This window comes from Mesorhizobium sp. IMUNJ 23033 (genome assembly GCF_044778005.1).
Classification (GTDB): Bacteria; Pseudomonadota; Alphaproteobacteria; order Rhizobiales; family Rhizobiaceae; genus Mesorhizobium; species Mesorhizobium amorphae_A.
In genome coordinates this window covers 177422-195210 of record NZ_JBJACT010000007.1, presented here as the reverse complement: position 1 = coordinate 195210, position 17789 = coordinate 177422, and the positions used below count along the sequence as shown (strand labels likewise).

9 protein-coding genes are annotated in these 17789 nt (G+C 59.9%); 1 reads left to right on the top strand and 8 read right to left on the bottom strand.

Annotated features, from left to right (window positions below; all coding sequences use genetic code 11):
* The first annotated feature begins 73 nt into the window (after nucleotides 1-73).
* Nucleotides 74-424, top strand: coding sequence for a hypothetical protein (locus ACFX5Q_RS11510; RefSeq protein WP_404277789.1), 351 nt, complete (start codon nucleotides 74-76; stop codon nucleotides 422-424).
* Here the strand turns inward: ACFX5Q_RS11510 and ACFX5Q_RS11505 are convergent.
* From ACFX5Q_RS11505 to ACFX5Q_RS11470, 8 genes are all read right to left on the bottom strand, one after another.
* Entirely contained in the window at nucleotides 421-1170 is a 750-nt protein-coding gene (locus ACFX5Q_RS11505; protein ID WP_404277787.1) for an NYN domain-containing protein, read from the bottom strand. The genes ACFX5Q_RS11510 and ACFX5Q_RS11505 overlap by 4 nt on opposite strands.
* A gap of 86 nt (nucleotides 1171-1256) precedes the next feature.
* Nucleotides 1257-3164 (bottom strand): DUF262 domain-containing protein, encoded by a 1908-nt coding sequence (locus tag ACFX5Q_RS11500; RefSeq protein WP_404277785.1) that lies wholly within the window; start codon nucleotides 3162-3164, stop codon nucleotides 1257-1259.
* A gap of 39 nt (nucleotides 3165-3203) precedes the next feature.
* Nucleotides 3204-3710: a hypothetical protein gene (locus ACFX5Q_RS11495; protein ID WP_404277783.1), complete on the bottom strand. Its 507-nt coding sequence runs from the start codon at nucleotides 3708-3710 to the stop codon at nucleotides 3204-3206.
* Between the two features lie 21 nt (nucleotides 3711-3731).
* The gene (locus tag ACFX5Q_RS11490; protein ID WP_404277781.1) at nucleotides 3732-4910 is read right to left on the bottom strand and encodes an HNH endonuclease; all 1179 of its coding nucleotides are present in this window, start codon (nucleotides 4908-4910) and stop codon (nucleotides 3732-3734) included.
* A gap of 41 nt (nucleotides 4911-4951) precedes the next feature.
* A complete protein-coding gene (locus tag ACFX5Q_RS11485; RefSeq protein ID WP_404277779.1) occupies nucleotides 4952-8974 on the bottom strand; it encodes an Eco57I restriction-modification methylase domain-containing protein in 4023 nt (1340 codons plus the stop codon).
* A complete protein-coding gene (locus tag ACFX5Q_RS11480; protein ID WP_404277777.1) occupies nucleotides 8974-11736 on the bottom strand; it encodes a helicase-related protein in 2763 nt (920 codons plus the stop codon). The genes ACFX5Q_RS11485 and ACFX5Q_RS11480 overlap by 1 nt, the downstream gene beginning before the upstream one ends.
* Nucleotides 11733-16913, bottom strand: coding sequence for a DEAD/DEAH box helicase (locus tag ACFX5Q_RS11475; RefSeq protein ID WP_404277775.1), 5181 nt, complete (start codon nucleotides 16911-16913; stop codon nucleotides 11733-11735). The genes ACFX5Q_RS11480 and ACFX5Q_RS11475 overlap by 4 nt, the downstream gene beginning before the upstream one ends.
* Before the next feature lie 187 nt (nucleotides 16914-17100).
* Nucleotides 17101-17532, bottom strand: coding sequence for a hypothetical protein (locus ACFX5Q_RS11470; RefSeq protein WP_404277773.1), 432 nt, complete (start codon nucleotides 17530-17532; stop codon nucleotides 17101-17103).
* Between the last annotated feature and the right edge of the window lie 257 nt (nucleotides 17533-17789).

Genomic DNA, 17789 nt, shown 5'->3' with positions numbered 1-17789 from the left:
CAGATCGATAGGCCGCGACGTCGAACTGAGTGGATCAAACGCGACCAATTGCGGCGTCCTATACGCGAACGCATTGTATTTTCTGAAGGCAGGCGGCGCGTTGGACGACGGAATAGCGGCCTCTCAGCCCATCTTCGACTTCGTCATCCGCGAGATGAAAAGCCTCAAGGTCATAGCTTGTTTGGGGAAGGTGTCGTTTGAGGGAGCAATGAGATTTCTGGGGTCCAATGCGGATTGGATATCTTATCGCTACGCGCAGTCTCCCATAATTGTCGACAAATACCTTGTGTTCGGGCTCGCTCATCCGGGGTATTGGGGCAGCTACCAGCGGCTACCCTCGGGCAACCAGGAAGAGCGTTTTCATGCGATGAAGGGCGACTGGAGAAAAATGGCGCGCGCTCTTGCGAAACATACCCATTGTTAGATGATCTCTGATGCCGCAGCGCGATAGATCGGCTTCAGGCGCACAGGGGGGTGGCCTGTCTCTGACTGGCTCACATCCAACGTCTCAATCTTGCGGACAAGATCACTGAGCTTTTTGGAACCGTAGGTTCGTGGGTCAAAATCAGGTGCGTGATTGGCGAGTAGGTTTCCGAGCTGTCCGAGGGCGATCCACCAATCCTCTCCTTCATTTTCAGACATGATCCTTTTGAGGATGCGCGAAGCGTGTGCCAGCGTCTCCAAAGGCTTTGTCGGCCCAGCCTTGGCGCCTGCAGTCGCCGCTTCCGGAAGGAGATTCTCCGTATAGATGAACCGGCGACATGCCTGTCGAAAGCTTTCTGGCGTTTTCTGCTCGCCAAAACCGTATGCGTCTACCCCCTGCTCCCGAATCCTCGCGGCCAACCGCGTAAAATCGCTGTCCGACGAGACCAAACAGAAGCCGTCGAACCTACCGCTATGCAAGAGATCCGTCGCGTCGATAACAAGCGCTATATCCGATGCATTTTTGCCTTTGGTGTTCGAGAGCTGCAATAGAGGGATGACGGCGTGCTTGGACAGAATTTCCGTCCAGGCTTTCAACCGCGGGCTAGAAAAATCGCCGTGAATGCGTCGGACGCTCGCCTCGCCGATCTTTGCGATTTCCTCAAAGAGGCCGTCTGCAATCTTGGCAGGTGCATTGTCAGCGTCAATCAGCACCGCCAGGCGACTTGGGCGCGGTTCAACGGACATAAGGTCCTCCGGTGCAACGGGCTAATTTTCTCGGCATTCCTCGAAGAAACCTCATCGTCTCGCATAAGCTGGCTGACGAGGCTGAGTCATACTGCAACAGACAAGCTGTTGTCAGTGTGCGTCGCTGGAGGTGGGTCTGCTTGCAACGGCTTGCCCGGCCTAGGCCATATCAGGAGCGCCGTTTCGAACAGCGCATTTGCTCGTTCGAGCATCTGTGGTTCGCTCCAAACATCCGGCCACCGATCAAGTAGCTTGGCATTCATTTGCAATTTCGAATGAGCTTTGAGCGCGACCGACTTGCAATTCGGCTTGCCGTCGGCGCGAGGCGGCAGCCTCCAGGCCGAGTTTGACAGCGACGGGTTTAGCGAGTCGCTGACCAGCGTAAGATTGCCAATGCCGTGAAGCGCGCGATCCCTGTTGACCCTGCCGGTCTCATCCCCATCGAAAGGCCAATGATCTCGCCATTTTTGCGGCATGATGTGCTCGATGGTGAGCTTGGAGAAATCGAAGCCCACGACCGGCTCGCCCAAAGCTCCCGGTGTCTGGTAGTGTTCCTCGAGAGCTTGCAGCATCATAAGAACACGCGCGCGGCGGAAATTGCCGTAGAAGACCCGACCGCACCAATCTGACCTAAACCGCTCGTCGTCGGGCCACCACAGAGCGCCGGCGAGAGCGCCAAGATAGTTTGATATCGTCGCAGCAACCGGCTCGGCCGCATTGACTGAGTTGATCACTCCAATCAGGTCAATCGCCAGATTACCGTAACCTCTGGTTTGGCCACCGCAAACCATCCGTCGGACAAGATAGCTTTCAAGGGCCGCGGCCACCAAATTCATGTCGTCTTCGGTCGATCCCTCACGACTCATGATCGCCATCAAGACAGGCTGGAACACCGACATATCCAGCGGTTTCAGCCGAGTGCAGAAGGTCGCGAAGCGGGAGCGTCCAACCGGTTGGTCGATCTGTCGGAAGAGGCTGCCGTGGACCTGGATGTCGTTCATAAGATCATGAACGGACTGCATGTCTTCAGGGGAGACCCGCTGCCCCGCGTATTTCAGGAATTGATCGTATAGGTGATTGGCCGAGACCGGCTGACGAACGCGGCAAATGAGCCAGTTTTGGAGAAAAGTGTCCACGCGTGCTCGGGCTGCGTGCCCAGTGCCTATCTTTTGGCGCCAGTAGCCGGGATCGCGATCGAAGCCGGCCCAGTATTTCTCATAGGGCTTGGCGGCATCATCGTTTCTTCGCGCGAATTGCCAGAGGAGCCAGTTCTTGATCAGGTCGGCCGGCAGCAGGGGCGTGCCGTGAGCGTTGAGGGTTTCGAAGATCGCCTGTGGCTCGTCCGAACTATCGAGGTCGAGAACAATCAGGCGGAGATGATCTTTGAGCGCGGACGAAAGCGCCGGCACGCGCTGCTCTGCGGGCCCCCTACCCAACCAGCTCCGCATCGACTCAACAAAAAACGCATAGGCTTCCGCCATGCGCGTCTTCACGCCCACGAGGCCTTGCGGGCCAGTTGCATCCATGACCTGCCGGAACGCGGCCCGATCCTCGTTCGTCGGCCAGACCTTGTATTTCTCTTCCTCTTCATATCCCGGCGGGTTCGAAGTCAGTGCTTCGAGCCGAGGAATCTCGATCCGAGCGGCCTTCTCCGCCGGCTCGTTGCCTGCGCCGATGATCTCAGCGAAAGCGTGCTTTGCCGCCTGGAGCACGATCTGCAGCGTCGTTAGACGCTGCTGGCCGTCGATGACTTCGCGCCTCGTCACGCGGCCGCTGGGCGTGTCGGCTTGCTCGAGAACGACGGTGCCGAGGAAGTGGCCAGCTACCTTCTTGCCGTCTGCCGTGACAAGGCGATCCGCCAGGTGAGAAAGGTCTTCCCAGAGGGGCTCCCATTGTTCTTCCCTGTTCCAAACATACGGGCGCTGGAACAACGGCACGAGGTGCCGTGTCTGCGTCCCAAAAATATTGGCAAGTGGATGATAGGCTGGTTGCATTTGAAATCCCCCCCGGATTCTCGTTGCCGATTGCAAAATCTAGTTCGTGCCCGCTTCATCAGTAGCAACGGTGTTCGCCCACTGGAATACTCTCTGTTGCTCTCGTATGAGAAATTCGACGGGGTCAAGGACAGGGATTCCAAAATCTCTCGCCATCGAAATGAAGCCGGCAAGGCTCTCTGGCTTCAACCTTCCCGTCTCAACATTGTCTCCGTTTACGACGATAGCCGACAGAAGCGGCCAGCCTTTCCTATGCGCGTATTCGCAAAGCCTTGTTAGATGATCCCCCATCTGCCAGTGGACCTTGGCCCAATTGGCGCCACTTTCATCCGCGACCTGCTTATAGGTAATAAATCGTCCTTCGGCTGCGGCGCGGCGAATAATGGTGAGCGTCGTCTGAAAATCGAGAGACGGGCTTTTCAATCGCTCCCTGGCGGTCAAAATTTCTGGAAAGACCGGATCGCTTTCCCGGCCTTTTCGTCGATAATTCGCGATCAGGTTCTCGAGTTCTTCGAGCGAATAGGCAGCGAGCTTTTTCTCGTCCACGATGATCCCCAATCCAACGCCTTACGCAAAGCCATGACGAGCGCGATGCCAGGCGAGGTTCTTGCAGTGGCCGGGCGTTAGATTGAGCAAGGGAAGCGTGCCTTCGGTCCGCATTGCATGGCGCGCGTCTTCACCCATCGATGGCGAGAATAGCGCCAGGCCTTCATCACTGAACGAGACTAGACCGGCGTCAAAAGCGGCGTCCCACAAGGCCGACAGGAGCAGCCCGTTGTGCACATCAAGCCGCTGGGCATCGTTGTCGCACAAGGCCCACGGGACAATGTGTGAGGCGCGAAGCAGCGCTAGTTCGTAAATGCCTGTCAGCGGACAACGATCTCGCCAATATCGGAGGAGCGACCTCCGAAAAATGTCCTGGCCGATGCGCTGGAGCACGGCCCGTTGGACCTCCGTCGTTGCCGGAAGATCTTTGACGGCCGTTTCAAACTGCTGGAGGGGAGCATCCGGCAGGCTGTCGCCTAGACGGTAGGCTTGATCGATCGCTTCGTAGAGCCCGGACAATGTTTCGAATCGGTATCGCGCTAACCCAGGCCCGGCCATATCCGCGTTAGGTAGCGCGAGCTCGGCAACAACGCCGGGGTGATCGAAGGCCGCGAACCAAGGCCCATGGATACCCGCGCCCGCGAGAAACGCTTGGCCATGGGCGGTAGTTGATGCGTAGGATTGCCAACCATTGGTCTCCCCACGTTCGATCCTGAACCCTTTGGCGTAGGCAGCTTTCCGCAACTCAGTCGCGACCATTGAGCCCGGAGGGCTTTCGGGCAAGCTAGTTGCCACAAGGGACTCGCTCTTCAGCTTCTTAAGCTTGGCGCGCGCGTTGAGGTCTTTTCCGTAAGTTGCGAGAAGGCGGTTCAGTTCAGTGAACACATCCGCGTCTGTCGCCCTATCTAACAAGACGAACGCGTCGTTCAACGGCCCGGCCTTCGCTTCCGTATCCCAACCGTGCAGCTCGCCATTGCTTTCCCGACTTTCAAGATACCGCTCGGCGGTCATGTCGCTGTATCCAATGAACTTGGAAGGGCCGAACAACCAGCCGACAAGTCCATCGGGTATCGCATACCAATTGATGTGGTTGCTGAGGCGGGTTTGGAGTTCCGCAGATCCAGCCAAATCGCGATTGTATCGGCGGATGTTGTCGGTCACTTCCTCCAATCGATTTACCAACTGAAGCTGATCACTCACGCCACTTCCCCAAGAATCCCTCGTGGTCTCTGTTCCCTAAGTCATCGACGATCTTGCCGCTCGCCTTCCATTCTGTCCCAAGCTTCGAGCACCATGCGCTGCGTGCGGTATTCGGCAAATTTCTTGATCTCGTTATTCTTCAACACGCGGAAAGTCTCGGAAGGATAGTCGGAGCCTTTCACATCGGAGGGATCGAGGATATAGCGGAGTTCGTCGCGCGTCAGGCCGTAGGCACGCGCATAGAAGGCGTCGAGTTCGGCTCGCAAAAGGGCGCGGCGTGCCTCATCCCACGCAAAGGGCGGGCCGTCGAAGCCTAGATCGTTCGCAAAATACTTCATTGCATAGCTAGTGTATATCAACTCTAGCACGCGCATAACAATAAACGCAATATCTTCATCTGTATAAAAAGAGCGCGGAATAACCGGCAACTGCTTGAATATATTATACTTTAGATGAAGTCCACTAACTTTCTGTCGTGCTGTATAGTCGCAAACAATAGAAGACCAGTTTGCTAGCAAAAGAGCCGCAGATTGCGCTTCGTTCGAACCTGTAAAAGCTAATAGAAAAGTATCCCCGCAAGCAAAACGAGGAACTGCGGCCGGAATAAGTGTCCGCTCGCTGCTAGCAGTAGTTATATCCTTCCAGCCGATAAGCCAACGATTTTTCCAACCGCGTCCTTGCAGGCGTTCTTCAGTTGCATCCGTGGCCACCCAATAAAATGGCTCGATCTCGTAGCTTGGGGACGCGTGCTCAGTTTCGCTCACAGCCGGGAGAACACGAAAGCCACGATCATCTCCCCGCTCCCCATACGATGTCGCTCGATGGTCGTAAAATGAAACCATCTTGGCCTCATAGAGCGGCACATAGCGCTGAGCATGCTGAACCCCACGGCCCGACACATCAAGATTCAAGCCCTCGCGCTCAAGCGCGAATTGATTTGGTCGCGGGCTTTCAGGCGTTATCCAGTCGGTCCCGTCGCGCACCAGCCCAGCCGCTAGGAGCTGGGCCGCAGTGCGGAATTGTCCGCTATCGTTCGACATGTGGAACATCGCCATAAATGACACGCCCCACGGGTTGCCTTTGTCGCCCTTGCTGTCGTCGATCAGCACCGGCACGCAGCTGTAGATCTTAGCCGTTAGTTCGGCGTCTGCTCGCGCGCGGAATATCGGAGCTGTCTTGGTGTTCGGGCTGATTGCAGCGATCTGAGTTGCAGAAAGCTGGAACCGGCGTTCCCTATCTTCAAACTCTTCAGTTCCTCGTAAGAAGAAGCAGAACTCCGGATCCGCGCTAAGCGACCGCGACAACGTTAGAAGACAAAACCGAAACGAATGGTGCACACCAGGAAAAATGAACGCTTCGTTCTCGAATGAAGTGAGGCTCACAAGCCGTTTTTGATCAATCAACTCACCAAAGAACAGTGCTGTCGTCGCGTCGGTCGCTATGCCGGTTGGAACGATAAGTCCGGCGCGTCCGCTCGGCCCGACGACCGTGGCAAACAGTTCTGCAAACAGCGCATAGGTGTTGACGTCGCCCCGGCCTGAGAGTGGGAACCGGCCGCCGTCCTCGCCAGGAATGCGCATGAAAACGGATGCGGCTTCCGCTACGCGTTTCGCAAGTTCGAAAGCCTGGTGAAGATTGCGTTCGCGCGAGCCGGCCTCGGCTTTCGCAAGCGCCGCGATCAGCTTGCCGCGTGCCGCCGCATTCGGCGCCTCGGAGATCTCTGGATCAAGGGAAGCGAAGAATTCCTGCTCCTGAAGTTTGATCCGCTCCCACGGGGGGTTGCCGAGCACGCAATCGAACCCGCCACGCTCCATAACGTCGGCAAATTCCAGTGGCCAGTGGAAGGCGCGCGCTACGCCAGCAAGATCCTGAGCACGTCCGACCAGCGGACCCCAGACTGTGCCTCCCGCAAGGGCCTGCCAGACCTGGCCAGTGGTCGGGATCGTCACCTGCACGCGGTTTTGCGGCAGGCCGCCGGTCTTCGGTGTAAGGAAGGCGGCAACATAAAGATCGGCGGCGATACGCCAGGCCCAGCGTCTTGGATCGCGCTCTGCGGCGGCCCAGCTTTTCCGTTTTCGCTCGACCTCCTCCACGGTATCCTCGGGCAGCGCGCGCAACGCCTCGGCGGCCCGGGCAAGCGGCGGCGCAACGGGCAGGCGTCCGCCGCCGCCAGCGAAGTCGAGTGAGCCTTGGCCCTTTTTCTCGGCCTTGTTGCGAGCCGCGAAATGTTTTGCCGTTTCCTTGTCGTCGCCGGTGAGCGGCTTATAGGCCCCGTCCGGTATCCCCTCTTTCAACGCATCGAGATGGAACAGACCGAGCAGCGCGTCGCCACAACGTATGTTGGCCTCGAAGAAGCCGAGCGGCTTGCCCGGTTCCACGGTCTCAATCCAAAGCGCGACCTTCGTCAGTTCCACCGCCATCGGGTTGCGGTCGACGCCGTGGATGCACGACCGGGCTACATCGCGGAGCGCATGGCGATAGTCCGCCGCACTCGCAACGCCGCCAGATCGTGCACGCGCCAGCCGCGTCGCAATCCGTCTGGCGGCGGCAAGCAGAAAATGACCCGATCCACAAGCCGGGTCGATGACCGTCACTTTGGAGAGCGCCTTGGCCGGATCCTCGGCGTCGGCCTCAATGCGGTCAAGCACCGGATCAAGCGCGGAATCCAGCAGCGTCTGCACGAGGCTGTCCGGGGTGTAATAGCTGCCCGTCGTCTTGCGCTGGTTACCCTTGGTCTCGGCGCCTTCGGCGAAGAACATCGCGCGGCCGTCATCAGTGAGGCGTGGGGTAAGCTCCAGCAGGCTTTCATAGACCGAGCCGAGTTCTTCGGTTTCCATGTCACGCCAGTTGACCGGCTGCAGCGACGACGCGTCCTTCAGCCAGGCGAGGCGATAGATCGCCTCCATGAGCGCCTTATTGGACAAGCGCGCATGCTCGAGGTCAGGAACCTCGCCGCGCGCGAAAAGGCCTCCTAGCGCCGGCAGCCCAAGCAGCTTTTCTCCGCGGTCGAGCGAGGCAAAGGTGATCTTCAAGCCCTCCCAGCGATCATGATGGCTGTCCCATGCAGAGCGACGAATAGAGCGCTCGCGCAAGGCTGCCAGCGAATAGCCTTGCGTATAGAGCTTTCTTGCTGTTGCTGGGGCTGCGGGCGGATGCAGCAGGTCGCGGTCCTCCGCCGCCATCAGGAAGATCAGCCGGTAGACGAGCCGCAGAAGCTCCGAAAAGAAATCAACCAAAGGCAATTCGCCGGATGTGACACGCTCACGCAGCGTCGGATTGTCGACTAGAAAACCTGTGCCCAATGCAACCAGCGATGCCTCAACGCCGTCGCGGAGCCTGTCACGCGCGACGAGGCCCTGTTTCGCGCCCTGCTCGCGCCAATGCTCCAACGCGCAGTCGGTGGCGGGCGCAGACGGTTGGCCGAACCGGCTTGCATGCAGAAGCAGCCAGAGCGCCGCGAAACTGGCGAAATCCTCGGCCTCGAAGATCTGGCGCAGATTGGCCTCGATGTAAGTCGGCCGCGTCAGGCTCTGGTTGTCACGCATCAGGCGCAGCTTCTCGCCATTGGACGTGAGGCCCCAAAGTGCTGCGTCCGAATGGTTGAGCCAGTCCTGCATCGCGGTAGCTGCTGAACGTTTGCGGCCATCAGTCGGCAGGCTGTCGCTGGCATGGTCGATGTCATCCGACGGCGGAACGACAATGACCGGAACTCGACCTGTGAGGGCTTCGAGCGTCACAGCGAAGAGCCGGCCGTTCTCGGTGCGACTTCCCACGTGGACGATGGTGGAGAAGCCGAAGACCTGGCTGAGAAGCTTTTCGACGAGGCGGGTCGCGGCGAGCGACGATGGCGCGTCCACCTTGGCAAAGTCCTCGAACAATGCCTGGCCGATGCGGAAGTAGCGCGCGATCTCGTCGCGGATGGTGAGACCTTTGGGCACGCCATAGTCGGCCTCGGCCTGATTGCCGGCGGTTCGCCGGTCGATGGCCGACAACATGGCAGGCGAAATCAGGTTTCCCTCGATCTGGAGTGCCGTGAATTCGAGCGCGACGGGTTTCTTCTTCATCAGTTTACGCCGGGCACGAGGACGTAGAGGCCGATGACATCAGCCGGGTGAACGGATTCCACCGACACGCGCGAAATGAAGCGGCTGGCGTCGGCGCCTGCTCGACGTAGACGCTCGTGATCTTCGGCAAGTGCCTCGGCGCGAGCCTTGGCGTGCTCGGCAATCGGCCCCTCGATCAGCGAGGCAATGCGGGTCAGAGCAGCTTCAATGAGACGCAGCCGCGCGACATCCGCCAGGTTGCCGGCGGCCTCTCCGTCAAGCAGTTTTCGCGCCATCTCGCCGGAAGCGACAACACCAGCAGGGTCGAACGCAATCGCACTCGCCTCCTCCACCAGCAACATGCGTTCTGTCCTGCCACGAACGGTGAGCTTGAAGCGAAGTCGCAAAAGGGCAACGGTCGTGAGGATCTTGACCGCGGATGACGACCAGGCGCCGGCACGGCCTATAGGGTTCAGTGGGCTGGACACCGGATCCAGCGCGCCCTCCAGCAGGGATTCGGCCAGCGTCGCGGGAAGCGGATGGCTGCGCGTAACGACGGTGTGACCGGGCGACGGCGGCTCTTCGAAAGACAGCTTGGCGGTGCCCTCAAGGCCACGGGAGGCCAAGCGCTCGGCAATCTGCTTTGGCAACTCGCTCAGATGAGCCCGATAGGAATTGTGCTTCTGCATTTCGAGTTGCACGTTGAGCCTGCCCATCGCGCGATTCGTAAAGCGAAGCAACTCCGCCGGCCCACCCAACAGATCGCGCCATTTCCTCCATTCCGGCGCCACTTCCTCAGGCTTCATGGCGTTCTGCGCGAAACGTGCTCGCGACGCTTTCTCGCCTTCCTCGGCATCGCGCCATCGCGTCTCGAAATTTCTGGCATCCTGGTCGAAACCAAAGTCGAGCGACAACTGCCGGGTGCGACCCTTTCGCAGCAGCACCGCGTTCATAAGCGCGCCGGTTACTGCGCCACGCTCTTCCGGCAGCGGAACGCTCACACCTGTGGCCTTCCGGATGGCTTCCGCCTTGCGCAGGATAACCTCCAGCACCGCTCCGTCGATGGCGCTATCAGGCGAGAAGAGGAGAACCGAACGCACCAGAGGCGCCGACTGGCCGAAACGGTCGACACGGCCCTCGCGCTGCTGATGTCTGGTCGGGTTCCAAGAGAGATCGTAGTGGATCACCGCGTCGAACAAATGCTGCAGGTTGATGCCCTCGGACAGGCAATCCGTGGCAACCAACAAGCGGTGCGCGTCGTTGGCCATGGCCTCAACGCGAGCACGGCGTTCGTCCCCGGTAAGGGCGCCAGTGACCACTTCGATTTGCAGTTTGGGGAATGCCTTGCGCAGACCGTCGGCGACGTGATCGGCGGTGGCGATGTAGCGGCAGAAGACAACGGGATTGGCACCGGCCTTGATGAGTGGCTCGAGCACCTTCACGATCGCCGCAATCTTGGGATCCGGCAAACGGGCCAAGTGCTCCGCCTGCGCGACGAGGGACGCCAGTGGCCCGGCATCGAGCCCAGAAGCTGGTTCGACATCGATCGCATCCTCGTCCTCCCCGTCATCGTCGAAAACGTGATCCCCCAGGCGATCGGGGTCGGACTTTAAGCGGTTGCGGAGTGCGCTCGCAGCGGCAGCCGGAGATGAGCCGACGCACCGCATAAGCGCGAGCGTGCCCCAGAAGGCCAGCCGTCGCTCGCGCTGGCCCGACCCGGCACCCTCGACCACACCAAGGCAATAGTCGAGGACAGCGTCGTGGAAGGCGCTGTGCGCATTGTCGAACCTGTAGGAACTTTCACTCGTCTCGTGACGCGGGAAGGAGCGTTCCTCTCCCCACTCCCGCGAAGTGACGTCGATACGGCGGCGCTGCACAAAATGACGGGCGAGGCGGATGCGTGAACGTTCGTCCTCGAACGCCCGGCCGGAAAACTCCGCATCGATGAGTCCCAGGAGACGCTCGAATGCCTCCTCATCGCCACTATGCGGCGTGGCGGTCAGCATGATCATGTGGCGGGTCGCCTCCGCGGAAAGCCGCTTCAGCAACTCGAACCGCTGTTGACGGCCCTGATGCGTGCCGACACAGGCATGCGCCTCGTCCACGACAACGAGATTCGGGCAGGCCCTTGCGAAAGAGTCGCGACGCTTTTCGGCTTTGATATAGTCGAGGCTGACCACCGTCTGCGGATGCGCATCGAACAGCGTCATGTGCTGGGGCAACCCGCGCTCGAGCCTGGCGGCCGAAGCCGCAGTTACGGCAACCGCGTCAATGTCGAACTTTTCTTTGAGTTCGCCCGTCCATTGCTCGACTAGATGCGGCGGGCAAAGGACGGCGAACGCTTCCGCCTCACCACGGTCGATCAATTCGCGGAGGATCAACCCCGCCTCGATTGTCTTGCCGATACCCACATCGTCTGCAATCAGCAGCCTGACCGTCTGCAGCCTGAGCGCCATGATGAGCGGAACGAGCTGATATGCACGCGGCTCGAACGACAGGCGAGCGGCGGAACGGAAGGGGCCGGCGCCCCGACGTAGCGACAGGCGCAGGGCTTCCGATAGGAGCTGCGCAGCGGACTGCGTGGCTAACGGCTCTCGTTCTGGCAGCGCAAACTGGGCGGGCCGGGGCTTGTCGGTCTCGAGATCAGGGTGAATGAGTTGGACGTCAGCCTCCGCGCCCGAAAGCGGCCGAAGGCAAAGCCAACCCTCGTCCGGCGAAGGCAGAGCCACCCACTCGCGACCTCGAGCGTAGACGAGGTCTCCGGGAGAAAACGTAGCCGTCAATCCGATACTCCCAGCAAACCCCGCAACTCCGCCAACGCCGATGGCGAAGGCATATGCCGCAACTCGACAAGCGCAAATCCAAGCGCCTCGATCTCGGCGAGATCTTCAGATCCCACCGGGGAATCGCTTGCCGCCACAAGATGTGTCCGCCATACGAATGGCAATGTTTGCGAGCCGATTTTCAGTGGCTCGGTGTCATGACTGGGGATGCCTGCTTCCTTAAAAGCCATGGCCCAGGTTCCGCCCGCCGCGTCCGGCGTGCTAACCGATGCCGGTCGGACCTCGCTGCAGGCCAATCGCAACAGCGCGCGCTTCGCATCGTTGTCGGTCCGATCGATAAGTTCCTGGTCCGGCTGGTTGTAGTAGGAAAGCAGGCAACGATAGCACCCCTTCACGCAATTTGCGTCCGGCACATCCACCAGCAGGCTGGGATCGCGGGCGGCGATGGCTTCCTCCAGTCCCTGAAAATGCATGAGTTGCAGCGCTGTCCTTGCAACTCTCCTGATGGCCTCGGGTTCTTCAACGATCCGTCCGAGAACGCCAGCGCCGCCCTCGGTAGCCTCGAAGGCGAGGATGGCTCGGCGGTTTTCGCGACCGGGCACCGGCTCAGTGAGGACTTCACCTTCCTCGAGCTGGAACGCGATCTCGATGCCGCGCGTCAGGGCGTGCTGGACCGTGGTAATGGAGGTTTCGCTCATCTGCTCGTCCGCAAGACGAAACAAGGCAGCGTTCTTGTTGTCCTGCACGATCGGCACAACCCGCTGCGTGACGGGGCCATCCGGCGTGTCGGCCTCGTCGCCGTCGTCATCAGGTGTCTTCGTCCATCGCCCGGTGGCGGCATCGATGCCGAAACCGAGAATCGCCTTTTCTTTCCTCCGGCGAAGGCCCTTATTGATCCGACTTATAAGAGCGCCGTGGGCATAGTGGACGTTGGCGATCGGGCCATCCTGATCCGACATAGTCGTAGAGGTCACATCGACCTGGCCGTCGCGTGAGGGCCAACTGAAGACGGTTTGTATCTCGAAGCCTTGTCTTTGCCGATCCTCATCGTTTGCCGTTATTCGCTCGGCAGGCGTCGTCTCGACATTGTCGATGCGCAGGATGCTGCGGATCGGATGGATCCCCGCCATGAGCGCGCCACAGGCATGGCATCGATCCTGTTCGTGATCATGGGCAGCGCCACAGGCGTCGCAGATGTAGAGCTTTGTTGTCGTCAGCTTGCCGTCCGTGGTGCCGCGCATGTCCGGCGACAGCTTGGCCTTATAGACGCGATAGGCACGACCCTCGTGATAGATAAGACTTCGCGGTCCAAACTCGGCTATGGCAAGGAACCGTGCGCGCTGCAGATAGGCGGCCTTGGGGCCGCCGGCGCCGATGGCCGGCACGTAGGCGTAGAGCGGCAGCCGGGGGAAGTTGTAACCCGGGAGGAACCCTTCGGTCGCCAGATAGCGATAGGTATAGAAATCGGAGCCGCCGGTTGCTTTCCCCCTCTCCAGAAGAGCGAGTTGTTCGTTGGCTTGCGCCTGGGCAATCTTGGCGTCTCTTCGCTCCTGCTTGTCGAGACCGTGCATTTCCGATTTGCGATTGGCTTCGATCAATTGCGTGCGCGCACCTTCGTAAAGCTGCCGCCAGCGTTTGAACGCAGCGGAGAATTGCGTGCTGGCGTTCGCGACCACCGAAGCGAGGAGTTCCTCCCGATTGGCAGCCCAACTGGCCTGGGAAGCCGAGAGTTCAAAGTCGATGCTGTTCAGAACGCGGCGCATCGGGCCAACAGCCCGCTCGGCGAGTGCGCTACTCGCGAAGGTCTCAGCAATTTCCCGGCTTACCGGCAAGCCCGACTGGGAGAGGTCTAGGACATGCGGAATGTCAGGCGACAACTCCTGGCCGGCCTCGGCTATCCACACCGCATGCAGGTGGGCCTCGACCAGTTCGCGATTGGCAAGGTCGAGCGCCGGCGGGCGCACGATCCCGCCGACCATCTGATCGCGGCGAGAAAAGTAATACTGGTCATGGGGGCTTTGAGCTGCGCAATAGGTGACGACAAGCGCCGCCTGACCCGAACGTCCCGCCCGTCCGGATCGCTGGGCATAGTTCGCCGGCGTGGGAGGCACGTTTCGCAGATAGACGGTGTTGAGTGCCGAGATATCGACGCCCAGCTCCATCGTCGGCGAGCAGAATAGCGTCGGAAGGAACTGATCCGGTTCCATCGCGATCCGCATCGCTTCGCGATGTTCGGCGATGCGCTCTTGGTCGTCTTGCCCGTAGCGAAACCGCCATTCGCGCCATTCTCGCCGCTCCTGATCGACTTGGGCGGTGTGTTCGCGGCTTTCCAACCCGAACAGGCCGTCACCATCACCGTCAAGTGCCGCAGCCAGATAGTTGTAGAGGTCGAGAAAATAGGGGTTCGGTTGCTTTTTTCTATGGGTGCTTCCAGCAACCAACCGGACCGCGCTGGCCGCCAGCTGCCATCCCTCGACGTCAAAGACCGTCGGGACGCGACGGACAAGCTGATAAGTAGCGGCAGCGCTTAGCAGCGCTTCGAGCACCTCCTGATATCTGCTACCGGAGAGCCGTTCGCCCCAGATGCTGGACCGGTTCAACTCCTTTGCAAGCCTACTCCGCGGTCCGCCGCGAATTATCAAGGACTCGCTGCGAAGGTTGGTTTCGCTCTTCTTCGGCGCGCCGACGATCAGGGCAGCTGCCGAGCGGAGGTTTTCGCGCTCCGAAATGGCCCAAGGCTCGCGCAGAAACTGTCCCGCAGAGCGCATCGTCGTTTCGAGCGTCTGCTGCTCGAGCGCTTCCGCTGTGATCGCTAATCCATGCCGGAGCGCTTCGAACAGAATGCGCAGGGCTTCCTTTCTTCGATCGGGCGCTAAATTGCGGAGCTCAGCCGGTGCATTTGCGAATGCGTCCTCATCCTGGGCCAGCTCGTCCAACGCCGAGTATACCGCCGATATTAATCCCAGCTCTTCGAGATTAGGATTAGTGAAGCGCCAACCGCGCTTCTGGTCGGCCCAGACCCGATAGGTCAGAACGCGTGAAAGGGCACGTTCGGCATCCTGACGATGGATACCCTTTGTCTCCGGAGCGATCATCCATTCCTGGCGGCGATCGTCCCTGCCAGCGAGGAAGCCCAGCTTTGCCTGCACCCGGCGCCCGAATTCGTCGTCGCCTAGCCCCTCGCCGCCGGCGTCGCGGACCGCCGCGAGTATCGCTGCCCTCAGCAAAGTCACGAATAGGGAGTCGTTGAAGTTGCCTGCCTGTAGCGCTGCGTCCTGTCGGTTGTCCGTGAAACCGAGGAGCTTTCGCTTGTCGAGCGGAATGCCGTGTTCGCGCTTGTTCATCCAACGCAAGGTGCTCGAAACGAGCAGTGTCGTTGCTGAACTGCGCCCCTCGGCGGATAGGCTTGCGAGCTTGTTGATCTCCCGAGCCCTAGCGGATGGCTGGTCGGCGCACGCGGGGCAAAACCTGAACTTTCCGGATATGAACAAGCCATGCCTGCCATGTTCACGGGGTTGCCCATCGACCTGAACACTCAACGCTCTTGGGATCCACTTTCGCCTGTCTCTTCTCAGCTGGAGACCGCTTGCGGTGGGCTCCGTCCAATCCTCGGGAAAGTCTTCGGGCGCCCCACCGAAGGTGAAATCGGCGTCGCCCTCGGGTATCGGCATGAAATAGCCGGCCTCGTCTTCCACATCCGGGTCTTCGATCGGCGTTTCGTCGATCGAGCGCGGCAGCATCCGCCGCACGCCTTCGTCATCGGCGAGCGTTACCGAATGGAATTCCTGGCCGCACTCCCTGCAGAAGAAGGTCGGATAAAGCCTGGCTTCCTCGTCGTCGGGATCAAAGCGTTGCCCCTCCAGAGTGACATGCCGATCCCTTCCTCGCAGGGTCGCGTAGACACGCCCAGCGCCAGAAAAGAACCTATGCAGCTTGAACGCCAGGAATGCCCGCTCACCCGAGCCGCCTCGGTCTTTCTCGGCCAGGCTCATCAAGGTTAGCATCGTTTCGATCTGCTTGCGGCAAATGTCTTGGGCGCAACTCGTGAAGTCCGCCAGCTTTTTGGAGGCCTGCGAGATCGTCATCGGCGGCCGGCGGCTTAGCGTCTGCTTGTCGAGCAGCCCGATCTCAAGTTCGATCCAGGCGGCGAGCGGGTGTTTGTAGAGTGCCGCATCGTCGAGGTGCGCGGGGATCTCGCCATTGATGATATCGACCAGACTGGCCTTCAACCCATCTGCCTTGATCGACTGGTCGGTAGCCCGCTGCAGGGTTTCGTCGATCACCGCATCTGGCGAGACGCTCGTCCCGAACAGCCTGGTCGCGACGCTAGCCACCACTTCCGCGCGTTTCGCCTCCGATCCTTCGCTGGCCATAGTCGCGGACGTGCCAATGCACACGGGTTCCTTGTCAGCGCAAAGCCTATCCCTCACACGACGGACAAGCATTGCCACGTCCGCACCTTGACGGCCGCGGTAGGTGTGCAGTTCGTCGAGGACAATAAAATCCAGACCCCGTGCATTTGCGATGACCGTCTGGTCGAGCCTATTCTGACGGGTCATCAACAGTTCGAGCATCATGAAATTCGTAAGCAGGACATCGGGCTTCGCTCTGCTTATCAGTTCGCGCTCCTCCGCAGATTCCTGGCCCGTGTAGCGGGCAAAGGTCGGGCGCAGCCTGCCGTCGAGTCCCGACTGATCGATGAACTTCTTCAGTTCGGCCATCTGGCTGTTGGCTAGCGCGTTCATCGGATAGACGATGATGGCGCGCGTTCTCTGCGGCTCACCTGCAGCCCGGGCGCGAACCGCCGCGTCAACTATCGGCACGAAGAAGCACAGGGACTTGCCCGATCCGGTTCCCGTAGTGACGACGAAGGATTTTCGGGAGACCGCCTTCGAGACCGCCTCCTGCTGGTGGCGATGCAGCCTGATTGGTGTGTCGGCGACGCGAAAGATCTTTCCCGTATTAGGGTGAAGGGTGCCGTCACGCACCAGGTCGTCTATCCTGTCGCCGCTTTCGAAATGCGGGTTGATCGAGATCAGTGGCTCGGGCCAGAATCGACCGCTGGCATAGATTTCATCGACGCTCCGGCGAATATCCTCGGCCCTGATGCGCGTGAACGACCGGGAAAAGCGCTCGTAGTCGTTTACGAGAACTCTGTCCAACTCAAATACATTCATCGAATCCCCCGCAGCAGATGCTGCAAACCCCATAGCTCCATCTTGGCGAAAACGATGGTCGGGTCAATGTGCACACCGCGAAGGTTCATTGGCTCAAGCCTCTGGTAGCCTGCTTGCGCGGCTCACTGAGCCCAAGCGCTGGAAGTGAAGAATGTCGCGTTCGTTCGATGGCTAGGGGTCGCGATAGTCATTCTAGACCCTGGGCCAGAGCGTAGGGCGAAGGTCCGTCGGGCGTATTCGCCAGATAGCATGTAAACTCGTGCTCTAGCCTGACCATGGCCAAGTCTTTGCCCGCCTCTCGCCCTCGCCGGCCGCCGGGCTTGCGCCAGCGGTCGTCATTGGTGCTGATCCACCAAGTCCAATGCCCTGCGTAACGAAAGCCGGTCTCGGCTCTTATCCTGCCAATGCTCTCGGACCCGAGGAAGCTGGCGCAATAGTCACTGGACGTGGATGGGTCGGCGACGGCGCGGCTCCAGTCGAGCTGGAAACGCGCTGCAAAACCTCGCACGTAACGCGCCGCATAGACAATAGTAGCGCAAATGGCGATGGGCTTGCCGTCGTAGTCAAGCACCTCATAACCGTCACCGACATCGCGGATCTTCAATCGTTCTGCTGTCATGACTTTCTCCATGCCTCTTCAGGCTGTAAACGCCCACGAGCTGGCGGCAGCCGTTTGTTCAAGGAGTGATGTCGGGCAGACCTATGTGCTGCTTCTTGCTTCTCTTCGACGTAGGGGCTCCCCCATCGTCGGTTATCACGCGGCTTGTCCTAAAGGTGCCAAGGGCCGCTTCTCTCAAGGCACGCTGCAAAAGCGTATCTACCCCTTGCAGGCAGTCAAGAGGCTGTCACGCCGTCAATCTTTCTCGCGAAAGTCCT

Bases quoted from the DNA above. Each gene is read 5' to 3' on its own strand.
- ACFX5Q_RS11475 (WP_404277775.1), bottom strand. From the start codon at position 16,913: ATGAATGTATTTGAGTTGGACAGAGTTCTCGTAAACGACTACGAGCGC.
- ACFX5Q_RS11500 (WP_404277785.1), bottom strand. From the start codon at position 3,164: ATGCAACCAGCCTATCATCCACTTGCCAATATTTTTGGGACGCAGACA.
- ACFX5Q_RS11505 (WP_404277787.1), bottom strand. From the start codon at position 1,170: ATGTCCGTTGAACCGCGCCCAAGTCGCCTGGCGGTGCTGATTGACGCT.
- ACFX5Q_RS11470 (WP_404277773.1), bottom strand. From the start codon at position 17,532: ATGACAGCAGAACGATTGAAGATCCGCGATGTCGGTGACGGTTATGAG.
- ACFX5Q_RS11485 (WP_404277779.1), bottom strand. From the start codon at position 8,974: ATGAAGAAGAAACCCGTCGCGCTCGAATTCACGGCACTCCAGATCGAG.